Below are 13,358 nucleotides of genomic sequence, written 5' to 3'. Positions count from 1 at the left end.
GGGACTATCGCATCATTCCCGGCAGTTGTGTATCGGGAATCGTGGTCAATGCCGGAGCAGTTCACAGATTGCGACATCGGCCTGTCGGGGTGGTACGCGTCAATCCAATGGCGCTCGCACGGCCATGTGACCATTCGTGTCAGAAAGTGACGCGAATGGTCACCCGGGTCACTGTGGGATGCTGCGCACGTTTGTGCGGAGGCAGATATATAAGGTGTCTCCGCAGGCCGCGTCCCACGCATCGCGCATGCGGGAGCGGTATCCACGGCGCCCCGGTGCATGACATACGTCGTGCAGGAGCACCCTTCGGCGCGATGCGTTCACGAGTGACCCATCCAGGAGCATCGAGCCCCGGGGCCGATCCTGCGGGTACGTTGGGAATGGCGCGCGGCGTGCGCTGGCCTATTCCATCCCCAGCTTCTTCAGCTTGTAGCGCAACGCCCGGAAGGTGATGCCCAACTGGGCGGCGGCCTTGGTCTTGTTCCAGCGATTCTCTTCCAGCGCCTTCTGGATCGCGGCGCGCTCCAGTTGCTCGATGTACTCGGGCAGGGCGCCGGCAGCAGGGTCGACATCCACCGCGCCCGGGACATCGCGGATCACTTCCCCGGGGCTGAAATCGCCACCGAACTTCTTGCCGGCAGGCGCCTGCGGCAGATAGAGGTCGTCGATCTCGATGCTGTGGCCCTCGGACATGGCCAGCGCGCGCTCCAGGATGTTCTCCAGTTCGCGCACATTGCCCGGGAACGGGTAACGGCCCAGCGCTTCCATCGCTTCCGGCGAGACCGACGGCGCCATGCGGCCGTGCTGGGCCGCCAGGCGTTCGAGGACGGCGCTGGTCAGCTGGGCCAGGTCGCCCGTGCGCTCGCGCAGCGGCGGCACCCGCAGTTCGATCACGTTGATGCGGTAGTACAGGTCATGGCGGAAGCGGCCGTCGGCGGCCAGTTCGCCAAGATCCTTGTGGGTAGCCGACAGGATGCGTACGTCCACCTGCGCCTCGCCGGACGCGCCGACCGGGCGCACCGCTTTTTCCTGGATGGCGCGCAGCAGCTTGACCTGCATGGGCAGCGGCAGCTCGGCCACCTCGTCGAGGAACAGCGTGCCTCCGCTGGCGGCCTGGAACAGGCCCTGCTTGTCGGCGTGCGCACCGGTGAAGCTGCCCTTCTTGTGGCCGAAGAACTCGCTTTCCATCAGCTCGGCGGGAATCGCGCCGCAGTTGACCGGAATGAACGGACCGGCAGCGCGCGCACCCTGCTCATGGATGGTGCGGGCCACCAGCTCCTTGCCGGTGCCGGACTCGCCCATGATGTAGACCGGCGCCTGGCTGCGCGCCACCTTGCCGATCGTCTCGCGCAACGCATCCATCGCGGCCGATGTACCCAGCAGGCGGCTGGCCTGTTCGGGCGGAGGAGGGGGCGGCGGAGCGCGATCGGTGTTGTTGAGTTCAAGCGCGTGCTTGACCAGCCCGCGCAGGACGGCGAGGTCCACGGGTTTGCTGACGAAATCGAAAGCGCCAGCCTTCAGGGCTTCCACCGCCAGCTCGATGTTGCCGAACGCCGTGATCATGGCGACCGGCGTATTGGGATAGTTCCGGGAGATCTCGCCGACCAGGTCGATGCCGTTGCCATCGGGCAGGCGCATGTCGGTGAAGCACAGGTCGTAGGTGTTGCGTGCCAGCAACTCGCGGGCCTCACCTACGTTGGCGGCGGTGTCGATGCGCAGGCCCATGCGGCCCAGCGTCAGCGTCAGCAGTTCGCGGATGTCGCGCTCGTCATCGACGATCAGGGCACTACGGCTTTGATTCATGCATCCCCCCTCTTGCCCCTGTGCGGGCAGTGTACCGGCTGAATGTGAATCATGGTAGGCAACGGCCTGTGATCGTGGCGTGCCATGTACGCCGTGCGTCCCGGGCTTGCCCGCATGGGCGCTCTTGGGCAAAAAGCGGTTGCATGATCACATCTGAAGGCATCCTGCCCATGTACTCCGGCGGGGCATGAAGGGCCTCCTGCAGGGGATTCCGGCGGCGCGGCCAGCCGTGCCTACGCGGGTAACAACGCGTGCGGCCCGGGCAGGATGATGCGGAAACAGCTGCCGCCGCCCGGCACCGGGACGTATTCGAGCGTGGCCTGGTTGGCCCGGCACAGCTCGCGGGCGATGTAGAGCCCCAGGCCGGTGCCATGCTCGGACGTGGTGAAGAACGGCCTGAACAGTTGCGCCGCCACGGCCTCGGGGATGCCGGGGCCGCGGTCCATCACGTCGATGGTCGGGCGCCCATCGGCATTGAACACGCGGATGCGGATGCGCGCGGGTTCCCCCGGCAGGCGCCCGTAGTTCAGCGCGTTCTGCACCAGAACCGTGACCACCTGCTGCAAGTGGCGTGAATCCACCAGCGCAGGCACCGGCTTGGCCCCGATGATGGTTTCCAGCGTGTCGGTCTCGATGGAGAGCGTCTGCTGGTACTCGTCCACGAAACGCCGCGCGAAGGTGTTGAGGTCCACGTGCTCGGGCGTGGCGCGCTCGCGGCGGGCCAGCCCCAGCACGCTTTCGACGATGCCATTCGTGCGTTGGCACTGCTGGTGGATGATCTGCAGCAGGCGGCGGTCGCCGTCGCTGACCTGCTGGGATTCCTCCAGGAGCTGCACGGCGTAGTTGATCGCGGCCAGCGGATTGCGGATCTCGTGCGCCAGGCTGGCCGAAAAGCGGCCGAGCGCAGCCAGGGTCAGGGATTCGGCCCTGCGCGAGACCACCGTGGCATCGTCCAAGAAGATCAACGAGGTGTCGCTGTCGGCCAGCAGGCGGGCGAAGCGGGGCTGCACTTCCGGCTGGTCCGGCGAGAACTGCATCGGGGTTTCGTCGGTCTGCCAGCCGTTGCGCCAGCGCTGCAGGCGACGGGCGAGTTCGGGTGCGGCGTGCTGCAGCGAAAGCCCCTTCCCGTCGACGCCCTTGCCATCGCCGCCGTCGCCGAGCAGCAGACTGGCGGCCTCGTTGGACAGCTTGATGTTGTTGTCGGCGTCGACCACCAGCACGCCGGTCCGCATGCGCCGGATGATCAGTTCGTTGACTTCGAACAGGTTGGCGACTTCCTCGCCACGCTTGTCCGCCAGCGCCTGGCTGGCACGCGCCTTCTGCCCGGCCTGGTGGGCGAGGTAGGCCAGGGCCAGGTAACTGACCGCGAACATGATGACTTCGGCCAGCGAGCGGCTGCTGTTCTGGTCGTGGAACAGGGTGAAGAAATACTCGCCGAACAGCGCGGCAATGGCGATCAGCGCCACCACCAGGGCCATCCGGGTGGACGGCAGCAGCAGGGCCGCTGCGGACACATTGAACAGCAGCATCATCGCCACGCCGGCCGTGGCGCCAGGCAGGGCGTGGGTGATCAGTCCGGCGACAAGCACGTCCAGGCAGACGCTGACGAATACGATCCACACCAGCCACTGCACGCTGCGACCGACGAAGAACAGCACCAGTGCCAGCACCAGGTAGCCGATGGCCACCAGCATGCCGAGGTCTTCGTGGCGGGGCTGGCCGAGCACATCGCCCAGCGGGCTGAACATCAGTGCGGCCAGGATGCCCGCTTCCAGCACGCGGTACAGCGCGAAGAAATACAGTTCGCGGCGCGGTACTGATTCGATGCGGGACAGGAGCGACTGGGCCTGACGCAAGACTCGTACTTCCCCGTGACGAGGCGGCCAGTATAGGCAGGCTGGCCCCCGGCTGCGCGCCGGGACCGTGTTTCCGCCTGTTCCACCAAAGGCTTAGGTGCCGGGTTTTGCGCCATCCGGCCCGGTCGGCGACAATAGGGGGCTCGCCCGCGCCGCCGCCCCCGTGGCCCCGGCCGTGGGCGATGTCTTCTGTTCCCTACCCACGGTGACGCATGAATTTCCACGAATATCAGGCCAAGCAGCTGCTGGCCGAGTACGGCATCCCGGTCCCGGCCGGCAAAGTCGCCTCCACGGCGGACGAAGCAGTGGCTGCCGCCCAGTCCCTCGGCAACGGTCCCTGGATGGTCAAGGCCCAGATCCACGCGGGCGGCCGCGGCAAGGCCGGCGGCGTCAAGTTCTGCAAGACCGTCGATGACGTGAAGGCGGCCGCCGGCAAGATGCTGGGCACCAAGATGGCCACCTACCAGACCGCCGGCGTCGAGCTGCCGGTCAACCTGGTGCTGGTGACCACCGCCGGCGAGATCGTCAAGGAGCTGTACCTGTCGGTGCTGGTCGACCGCGGCACCCGCACCATCACCTACATCGCCTCGTCCGAGGGCGGCGTGGAGATCGAGCAGGTCGCGGCCGAGACGCCGGACAAGATCCACAGCCTCAACGTCGACTTCGTCGAAGGCGTGCAGCCGTACCAGGGCCGTGAATTCGGCTTCAAGATGGGCCTGACCGCCAAGCAGGCGGGCCAGTTCGCCAGCATCATGGTCAACCTGTACCGCATCTTCAACGAGAAGGACCTGGCGCTGGTCGAGATCAACCCGCTGGCGATCCTGGACGACGGCAACCTGTACGCGCTGGACGGCAAGTTCAACAGCGACGACAACGCCGCCTTCCGCCACAAGGACCTGGTCGCGATGCGCGACAAGAGCCAGGAAGACGAGACCGAAGTGCTGGCCTCGGAGATGGACATCAACTACGTGACCATGGACGGCAACATCGGCTGCATGGTCAACGGCGCGGGCCTGGCCATGGCCACCATGGACGTCATCAAGCTCAACGGCGGCGAGCCGGCGAACTTCCTCGACGTGGGCGGCGGCGCCAACAAGCAGCGCGTGATCGAAGCGTTCAAGCTGATCCTGTCCTCGGACAAGGTCGAAGGCATCTTCGTCAACATCTTCGGCGGCATCGTCCGCTGCGACATGATCGCCGAGGGCATCATCGCCGCGGTGAAGGAAGTGGGCGTCAAGGTGCCGGTGGTGGTCCGCCTGGAAGGCACCAACGTGGAAGAAGGCAAGCAGCTGCTGCGCGACAGCGGCATGGCCATCATCCCGGCCGACAACATCAACGACGGTGCCAAGAAGGTCGTCGCTGCCGTCAAAGCTGCCGCCTGATCCACGACACCGAAGGAACTATCCATGAGCGTTTTGATCAACAAGAACACGAAGGTGATCGTGCAGGGCTTCACCGGCCAGCAGGGCACCTTCCATGCCACCCAGATGATCGAGTACGGCACCCAGGTCGTCGGCGGCGTCACCCCGGGCAAGGGCGGCACCACCCACATCGACCTGCCGGTGTTCGACACCGTCGCCGATGCGGTCAAGAGCACCGGCGCCGATGCATCCGTCATCTACGTCCCGCCGCCGTTCGCGGCCGACGCCATCCTTGAAGCGGCCGCGGCCGGCATCAAGGTCATCGTCTGCATCACCGAGGGCATCCCGGTGCTGGACATGCTGCGCGTGGACAACGTGCTGAAGGGCTCGCACCCGGACACCGTGCTGATCGGGCCGAACTGCCCCGGCGTGATCACCCCGGGCGAATGCAAGATCGGCATCATGCCGGGCCACATCCACAAGCCGGGCAAGATCGGCATCGTGTCGCGCTCCGGCACGCTGACCTATGAAGCGGTCAAGCAGACCACCGAAGTGGGCCTGGGCCAGTCGACCTGCATCGGCATCGGCGGCGACCCGATCAACGGCCTGAACTTCGTCGACTGCCTGAAGCTGTTCAACGAAGACCCGCAGACCGAAGGCATCATCATGGTCGGCGAGATCGGCGGCGACGCCGAGGAAGCCGGTGCCGAGTACATCGCCAAGTACGTGAAGAAGCCGGTCGTCGGCTTCATCGCCGGTGCGTCGGCTCCGGCCGGCAAGCGCATGGGCCACGCCGGTGCGATCGCGTCGGGCGGCAAGGGCACGGCGGAAGGCAAGTTCGCGGCGATGGAAGCCGCGGGCGTGGTCACCGTCCGCTCGCCGGGCGACCTGGGCGCGGCGATCGCGAAGCTGGTGAAGTAAGCCTCGCTGTCGCGCGTCACGCAGGAAGCCGCCTTCGGGCGGCTTTCTGCTTTCTGGGCGGCGGGTGAAAGGGAGTGACGTTCGGGTTGTTCCGGGCAAGTGTGGGGACACAGGCTTCGTTGCCCCCACCCCAACCCTCCCCTGCAAGCGGAGGAGGGGGCCTTGTCCGGGGCCCGCAAAGTTTCCCGGTTCCGGTCCAAGATCCCAGGTTCCGGTCCAAGATCCCCGATCCCGATCCCGATCCCGATCCCGATCCCGATCCCGCGCGCGGTCCGCCCCTTCCCCCGCTTGCGGGGGAAGGCTGGGATGGGGGCAAAATGGCCACGAAGCCCAAGCACAGGACGTGCACCTTGCGACAAGGACAGAAACGCAACCGCGCGCGCGAACTGCGGCGCGGCATGACGCTCGCGGAACGCCGGCTCTGGAGCATCCTCTGTCGTCGGCAACTTGAAGGCTTCCGCTTCCGTCGGCAGGTTCCGATAGGCCCATACATCACCGATTTCGCGTGCCTCGAAGGCGCACTGGTCGTCGAGGTGGATGGCGGACAGCATATGGACGCCGAGACAGACTGCGCGCGCGATGCGTTTCTCCGTGGGAAAGGGTTCTGCACCCTGCGCTTCTGGAATAATGAGGTCATGGCGAATCTTGAAGGTGTCCGGGCGCTGATACTCCGTTGGCTCGGACACTCGCCCCCATCCCAGCCTTCCCCCGCGCACGGGGGAAGGGGCAGTTTCAGAAGGCCGACATGACCCAGACCCTCCGCATCGCCATGGCGCAGTTCGACTTCCCGGTCGGCGGCGTCGCGCAGAACACGGCGAGCATCCAGCGCATGATCGCCGAGGCGCGCGACGAATACCGCGCCGACGTGGTGTTGTTTCCCGAACTCGCGATCAGTGGCTATCCGCCGGAGGACCTGCTGCTGCGGCCGCGCTTCCTGGCCGACTGCGAGACGGCACTGACGGAGATCGCTGCCACCACGCACGGCATCGTCGCCGTGGTCGGCTGGCCGCAGAGTGCGGGCAGCGTGGTCTACAACGCGGCCAGCGTGCTGCGCGACGGCGCGGTCGAGGTGACCTACCGCAAGCGCGAACTGCCCAATTACGCGGTGTTCGACGAGCGCCGCTACTTCGATGTCGATCCGGACGGTGGCAGCTGTGTCTTCGAGGTGAAAGGCACGCAGGTGGGGCTGGTCATCTGCGAAGACCTCTGGTTCCCCGAGCCATTGGCCGAAACCGGGAAGGCCGGCGCGGTGCTCACGCTGGTGCCGAATGCCTCGCCGTTCGACCGCGACAAGCATGCGCAGCGCGACGCACTGATCGCCGAGCGTACGCGCGAGACGGGCATGGCGCTGGCCTACCTCAACGTGGTGGGCGGACAGGATGCGGTGGTGTTCGACGGGGCCTCCGTGGTCGCCGATGGCGACGGCACCGTGCATCCTGCGGCGGCGGCATTCACCGACCAGTGGCTGGTGGTCGATTTCGACGTGGCCACGCGCAAGTTCAGTCCGGTGGTCTGGATGGACGATGGCGACGAGAGCCGCGATGCGCTGGCGTGGCGTGCCATCGTGCGCGGCATCCGCGACTACTGCGGCAAGAACGGCTTTTCGAAGGTGTGGCTGGGCCTGTCCGGCGGCATCGATTCGGCGCTGGTGCTGGCGCTGGCCGTGGATGCGCTGGGCGCGGAGAACGTCACCGCGGTGCGGTTGCCGTCGCGTTACACGGCCGGCCTGTCGAACGACCTGGCCGCCGAGCAGTGCGCGGCGATGGGCGTGAAGCTGGAGGCGATCTCCATCGAGGCGCCGTTCAAGGGGTTCCTTGAAGCGCTCGGCCCGGTGTTCGGCGACACGCCCGCCGACACCACCGAGGAGAACCTGCAGTCGCGCAGCCGCGGCGTGATCCTGATGGCATTGAGCAACAAGTTCGGCGGCCTGCTGCTGACCACCGGCAACAAGAGCGAATACGCGGTCGGCTACGCCACCATCTATGGCGACATGTGCGGTGGCTATGCGCCGATCAAGGACCTGTACAAGACCGAGGTGTTCGCGCTGGCGCGCTGGCGCAACACCGTGGGCGGTGCGCCGGTGATCCCGCCTGCCGTGATCGACCGTCCGCCGTCCGCGGAGCTGCGCGAGAACCAGAAGGACCAGGATTCGTTGCCGCCGTACGATGTGCTGGACGCCATCCTGTTCCGCTACGTGGACCTGGAGCAGTCGCGGGACGAGATCGTCGCTGCCGGCTTCGATGCAGCGACCGTGGACCGCATGCTGCGACTGGTGCGCATCAACGAGTGGAAGCGCCACCAGGCGGCGCCCGGCCCCAAGGTGTCGCGCCGGGCCTTCGGTCGCGAACGCCGCTACCCGATCACCAACAAGTACGCGTTGTAGGAAGGAAACGGCATGGCAAGGAAGAAGAAGCGCTCGCCGCACCGCGACCGCACGGCATCCCCCGCACCCCGTCACGCGACACCGCCGGACCGGGTGATGCTGGCACTGGCGGCGCTGGGCCTGCTGATCACCGGCTACCTGGCCTGGACGGCGGGCAGCGGTTCGGCTTCGGCGTTCTGCACCAGCGACGGCGGCTGCGATGCGATCCAGCGCAGCGGCTGGTCGACCCTGCTCGGCGTGCCGATGGCGCTGTGGGGCTTCGGCCTGTACGCGGTGGTCGGGCTGATATCCGTGATGAGCAAGGCATCGCCGCTGCTGCGCTGGCAACGGCAGTGGCGGCTGGTGCTGCTGGGGCTGGCGATCAGCGTTTACCTGACGGTGGTCGGTGCGTGGGTACTGGATGCCTTCTGCGTGGGTTGCCTGGCATCGCTGGCGGTGCTGGTGGCGATGTTCGCGTGGCTGCAGGCGCGTCGCCCTGCGTCCGCGCCAGGCCAGTCCTGGGGCCGCTGGTGGGGCGTCCACGCACTGCCGGTGCTGCTGGTGGTCGCGGTCCTGCATGTGCACCAGAGCGGGCTGCTGCACCAGCGTCCGGAGAGTCGACGTGCGGAGGCGCTGGCGCAGCATCTGTCCGCGTATGGCGCGAAGTTCTACGGTGCTTCGTGGTGCGTGGAGTGCAGCCGGCAGAAGCGCCATTTCGGGCACGCGGCGGAGCAGTTGCCCTACGTGGAATGCTCACCCGGCGGGCGCAACGCGCCGATGACGGCTACCTGTGCGGCGGCGGGCGTGACCGTGTTCCCCACCTGGGTCATCGATGGCATCGAGCACAACGGCGTGATCGAACCGCAACAGCTGGCGGTGCTTACGCGCTTCGACTGGGAAGGTGCTGCGGACGACGAGTGAGTCGCCGCGCTCCGGGCGGTGCCGGAACACCTGCGCATGCAGGGCGCGCAGGCATCCGGACATGAAAAAGGGCCTTGCGGCCCTTTTTCGTTTCCGTGTCCGGTTGGATCAGTCGTCGTTGCGCCTGTCGGCGGTATTGATCGACTTCTCGGCGCCGAACGGGTTCAGGCGACGTACCATCCACGGGTAGTCGGGCCACTTGCCGGCCAGCCAGGGGTGCTGCGGATCGTTGATTTCCAGCACGCGCTTGGCGTCGGCGGCGAGGGTTTCGTTGCCCAGCTGGGTGTAGGCCTCGGCCAGCACGGCGATGGCGTCGTTCTGGTGGCTGCTCTGCGGGTAGGTTTCCAGCAGGTACTTGGCGCGGCTGGCGGCGGACACCCACGCATCGCGGCGCAGGTAGTAGATCGCGGTGTCCAGCTCGTGCAGGGCGAACTGGTTGCGCAGCACGCTCATGCGCTGGCGCGCATCGGCGGCATAGCGGCTGTTGGGGTAGTTCTCGGCGACCCGGTTGAGGTCGTTGTAACCCTGCATCGGCGTGGCCAGGTCGCGACGGCTGGCTTCCAGGCGCCAGACCTTCTGCAGGAACACCGTGTCGCGGTTGGAGTTGGCCAGCCCGCGCAGGTAGTACATGTACGGGACGTTGCGATGGGTCGGATAGGTGCGGATGAAGCGGTCGATGGTGGTGACCGCATCGTCCAGCTTGCCCGACTTGTACTCGGCGTAGGCCGATTCCATCAATGCCTGTTCGGTATAGGGGCCGTACGGATACTGGGCGATCAGGCGGCGGAAGTTCTGCAGGCCGCGGTCCCAGTTGTTGTTCATCATCGCCTGGTGGGCTTCCTGGTACATCACCTCGACAGGCTGGTTTTCCGCTGCTTCCTTCTTCTTGAAGATCTTGCCGCAGCCGGTCCCGGCGAAGGCGATTACCAGCGCCAGCAGGACGAAACGGGCGGGCGCGGAACGGCGGGTGGAGCGGGGAAGGGCACGCTGGGTCATGGGCTGGCGGCAGGCCGCGGCAGGGAAACAGGCTGTCGATGATAGCCTAGGCGCCGCCTTCGCCATGAACAATCGGCCAATACGGACCGAGCATGGCCTCCCTGGATGTCTTTCCGCATGACCGATACCGATTCCCCCGACAGCCTCCGCACCGCCATCGTGCCCGCCAACGCGGCCGGCCGGCGCTTCGACGCCGCGCTGGCGGAGCTGTTCCCCGAGTTCTCCCGGTCGCGCCTGACCGAGTGGATCAAGTCCGGCAACGCCCTGCTGGACGGCCAGGTGGTGCGCCCGCGCGACCCCGTGCGCGGCGGCGAGACCGCCAGCCTGGACGTGGTACTGGACACCCAGACCCACGCACTGCCCGAAGACATCCCGCTGCACGTGCTGTACGAGGACGAGCATGTGTTCGTGCTGGACAAGCCTGCCGGGCTGGTGGTGCATCCCGGTGCGGGCAACCCCACCGGCACCCTGGTCAACGCGCTGCTGTTCCGCGACCCGTCGCTGTCGGCGCTGCCGCGCGCCGGGATCGTGCACCGGCTGGACAAGGACACCTCCGGCGTCATGGTGGTCGCACGCACCGTGCCGGCGCATACCTCGCTGGTGGCGCAGTTGGCCTCGCGCGACGTGCACCGCCAGTACCTGGCCGTGGTGGTCGGGGCGATGGTCTCCGGCGGCACGGCGAATGCGCCGATCGACCGCCACCCGCGCGACCGGCTGAAGATGGCGGTGCGCGAGGATGGCCGCGATGCGGTCACCCACTACCGCCTGCGCGAACGCTTCCGCGCGCACACCGCGCTGGAGTGCCGGCTGGAAACGGGCCGCACGCACCAGATCCGCGTGCACATGGCGCACATCAAGTACCCGATCATCGGTGATCCGCTGTACGGCGGGCCGCTGCGTTTGCCCAAGGGCGCCAGCGAGGAACTGATCGCCGTGTTGCGCAGCTTCCGGCGACAGGCGCTGCATGCCGAGACCCTGGAGTTCGCCCACCCCGCCACCGGTGAACCGGTCCGCGTCACCGCGCCGGTACCGGCCGACATGGTGGCGCTGCTGGCGGTCCTGCGCGCGGACAGCAAGGCGCAGCGCGGATGAACCGCGCGCCGGTCGTATCCGCCGGCTGGCCCGCGCCTCCCGGCGTGCATGCCTTCACCACCTTGCGTCATGGCGCGGGATGCTCGGCGGCACCGTTCGACACCTTCAACCTCGGCAACCGCTACGCAGCCGATGGCGATGACCCGGCCACGGTGGCGCGCAATCGCGCGCAACTGGTCGAACTCGCCGGCCTGCCGTCGGTGCCGCACTGGCTGAAGCAGGTGCATGGCATCGACGTGCTGCGTGTGGATGCGCCTGCCGATCCGGATGCCGACGAACCGGTGGCCGACGCGCTGGTGACGGCGACCCCCGGCGTGGTACTGGCCATCCTCACCGCCGACTGCCTGCCGGTGGTGTTCGCCGCGAAGGACGGTCGCGAGATCGCGGCCGCGCATGCCGGCTGGCCCGGCCTGTCGAAAGGGGTGCTGGAAACCGCGCTGGACGCGATGACGACGCCGGCGGCGGAGGTGATGGCGTGGATAGGTCCGGCTGCGGGGCCGCGGCGGTATGAAGTGGGCAAGGACGTCTTCGACGTGTTCGTCGCACACGATGCGGATGCCGAAGCCTGCTTCGTGCCGACACGCGAGAACCATTGGCTGGCCGATCTGCCGGCGCTGGCACGCCGACGGCTGGCCGCGCATGGCGTAACGCCTGCGGACATCCACGGCGGCGATCTCTGCACGATCAGCGAGCCCGCGCGCTTCTTCTCGCACCGCCGCGATGGCCGCAGCGGCCGCATCGCCACGCTGGCATGGATGCAGCCGTAAGGTCGTTGTTCGCGCAGGTGCTGGGGCCGGCGTTCGAAGGGCTGCCGGCGCCGGTGCGCGCGTTGCACATGGCGCAGGGCGTGAATCGATATCGGGGTGGCGTCGAGGTCGAGCGCGGCGGTCGATGGCTGTCACGGCTGATCGCCGCGGCCACCCATCTTCCGCCGCCTGGCGCCGGCCCGCTATGCGTGGAGATCGAGGCATCGCCTGACACCGAGCGTTGGACGCGCTTCATCGGCGGGCGTGCGATGCCCTCGCGCCTGTGGCGCGACGGTGAGGTGCTGTGCGAGCGGCTGGGCCTGGCGACGTTCGGCTTCCGACTGGAGGTCGTGGACCACGCCATCGCATGGCGCGTCGTTCGGGTGAGTGTGTTCGGCGTGTCGTTGCCGGCGCGTTGGTTCACGGGCGTGGGCGCACGAGAGTTCGGCGAGGATGATCGCTACCGGTTCGACGTCTGGGCGTCGTTGCCGTTCACCGGATTGTTGGTGCACTACCGCGGGTGGCTCGATGTCCGCGACGCGTGATGGGCCTTCCTTCTCCCCGCGCGCGGGGGAGAAGGTGCCCGGAGGGCGGATGAGGGGCGCTTTTCGTCGCTCGCAAGACGAGCGTATGTCCGTGCATCGCCTGTTGCATCAGCGCAGTGGGCCGACGGATGGCGGACTCCGTTCGCCCCTCACTCGTCGTTGGCACTCTCCCCCCGCATGCGGGGAGAGGGGAGCCCTCAAGCGTCACGGAGAGGTGGAATGACCCCAAACGACCCCTCCGCTGCACAAGGCCCCATCATCGTCTTCGACGGCATCTGCGTGCTGTGCAATGGATGGGTACACTTCCTGCTGAAGCATGATCGCGTGGGACGTTATCGCTTCGCCGCCATGCAGTCGGGCGCAGGGCGCGCGCTGCTGGCAGGGCATGGGCTGGATCCCGACGATCCTGCGTCGTTCCTGCTGGTCGATGGTCATCGCGCATGGACCGACAGCGATGCGATCCGTCGCGTGCTGATGGGATTGGGCGGTGCGTGGCGGCTTGCCCTGGTGATCGCCCTGGTGCCGCGTGGTGTGCGCGATCCGCTATACCGCTGGATCGCGCGACACCGGTACCGGTGGTTCGGGATGACGGCATGCCGGGTGCCGACGGAGGAGGAGCGGGCGCGCTTCCTGTAGGAGCGGCTTCAGCCGCGACCGCACGGCGACCGTGCTCGTGATGATGCCTGTCGCGGGCGATGGCAGCCGATACGCATGTGTTTCCTGCGGCGTGCAGGTATCCGGTCGCGGCTGAAGCC

12 protein-coding genes are annotated in these 13,358 nt (G+C 67.4%); 9 read left to right on the top strand and 3 right to left on the bottom strand.

Going from position 1 to position 13,358, the window contains the following annotated elements:
• Positions 1-402 precede the first annotated feature (402 nt).
• Positions 403-1,803, bottom strand: coding sequence for a sigma-54-dependent transcriptional regulator (locus tag ACIPRS_RS07755; protein WP_142125722.1), 1,401 nt, complete (start codon positions 1,801-1,803; stop codon positions 403-405).
• Positions 1,804-2,036: 233 nt separating this feature from the next.
• Positions 2,037-3,659, bottom strand: a complete 1,623-nt coding sequence (locus ACIPRS_RS07750; RefSeq protein WP_446538136.1) for a sensor histidine kinase — start codon at positions 3,657-3,659, stop codon at positions 2,037-2,039.
• 212 nt (positions 3,660-3,871) lie between these two features.
• On the opposite strand from ACIPRS_RS07750, the gene sucC reads away from it, so the two are divergent.
• From sucC to ACIPRS_RS07725, 5 genes are all read left to right on the top strand, one after another.
• Entirely contained in the window at positions 3,872-5,041 is a 1,170-nt protein-coding gene (sucC, locus tag ACIPRS_RS07745) for an ADP-forming succinate--CoA ligase subunit beta (RefSeq protein ID WP_446538135.1), read from the top strand.
• A gap of 24 nt (positions 5,042-5,065) precedes the next feature.
• Complete coding sequence (gene sucD / locus ACIPRS_RS07740) at positions 5,066-5,941, top strand: succinate--CoA ligase subunit alpha (RefSeq protein WP_142125725.1); 876 nt, start codon at positions 5,066-5,068, stop codon at positions 5,939-5,941.
• A 317-nt stretch (positions 5,942-6,258) separates the two neighbouring features.
• Complete coding sequence (locus ACIPRS_RS07735) at positions 6,259-6,690, top strand: endonuclease domain-containing protein (protein WP_446538134.1); 432 nt, start codon at positions 6,259-6,261, stop codon at positions 6,688-6,690.
• A complete protein-coding gene (locus ACIPRS_RS07730) occupies positions 6,687-8,324 on the top strand; it encodes an NAD+ synthase (protein ID WP_446538133.1) in 1,638 nt (545 codons plus the stop codon). The genes ACIPRS_RS07735 and ACIPRS_RS07730 overlap by 4 nt, the downstream gene beginning before the upstream one ends.
• 12 nt (positions 8,325-8,336) lie before the next feature.
• Positions 8,337-9,224 carry a vitamin K epoxide reductase family protein gene (locus ACIPRS_RS07725; RefSeq protein ID WP_446538132.1) on the top strand — a complete coding sequence of 296 codons (888 nt, stop codon included), beginning with the start codon at positions 8,337-8,339 and terminating at the stop codon, positions 9,222-9,224.
• Positions 9,225-9,332: 108 nt separating this feature from the next.
• Here the strand turns inward: ACIPRS_RS07725 and ACIPRS_RS07720 are convergent, their stop codons facing one another.
• The gene (locus ACIPRS_RS07720; RefSeq protein WP_192202008.1) at positions 9,333-10,220 is read right to left on the bottom strand and encodes an outer membrane protein assembly factor BamD; all 888 of its coding nucleotides are present in this window, start codon (positions 10,218-10,220) and stop codon (positions 9,333-9,335) included.
• 117 nt (positions 10,221-10,337) lie between these two features.
• Between ACIPRS_RS07720 and rluD the strand changes: the two genes are divergently transcribed.
• From rluD to ACIPRS_RS07700, 4 genes are all read left to right on the top strand, one after another.
• Positions 10,338-11,312, top strand: a complete 975-nt coding sequence (gene rluD, locus ACIPRS_RS07715; protein WP_446538131.1) for a 23S rRNA pseudouridine(1911/1915/1917) synthase RluD — start codon at positions 10,338-10,340, stop codon at positions 11,310-11,312.
• On the top strand, positions 11,309-12,079 hold the full coding sequence (gene pgeF / locus ACIPRS_RS07710; protein WP_446538130.1) for a peptidoglycan editing factor PgeF: 771 nt from the start codon (positions 11,309-11,311) through the stop codon (positions 12,077-12,079). Before rluD ends, pgeF begins: the two co-directional genes overlap by 4 nt.
• A complete protein-coding gene (locus tag ACIPRS_RS07705) occupies positions 12,064-12,603 on the top strand; it encodes a DUF4166 domain-containing protein (protein WP_446538129.1) in 540 nt (179 codons plus the stop codon). The genes pgeF and ACIPRS_RS07705 overlap by 16 nt, the downstream gene beginning before the upstream one ends.
• Positions 12,604-12,822: 219 nt before the next feature.
• Positions 12,823-13,239 carry a thiol-disulfide oxidoreductase DCC family protein gene (locus tag ACIPRS_RS07700; RefSeq protein ID WP_446538128.1) on the top strand — a complete coding sequence of 139 codons (417 nt, stop codon included), beginning with the start codon at positions 12,823-12,825 and terminating at the stop codon, positions 13,237-13,239.
• Positions 13,240-13,358 lie beyond the last annotated feature (119 nt).

The sequence above is a fragment of the Pseudoxanthomonas sp. LARHCG66 genome, assembly GCF_052871755.1.
The sequence above is the reverse complement of the archived record's forward strand: the minus strand, read 5'-3'. Positions and strand labels throughout refer to the sequence as shown.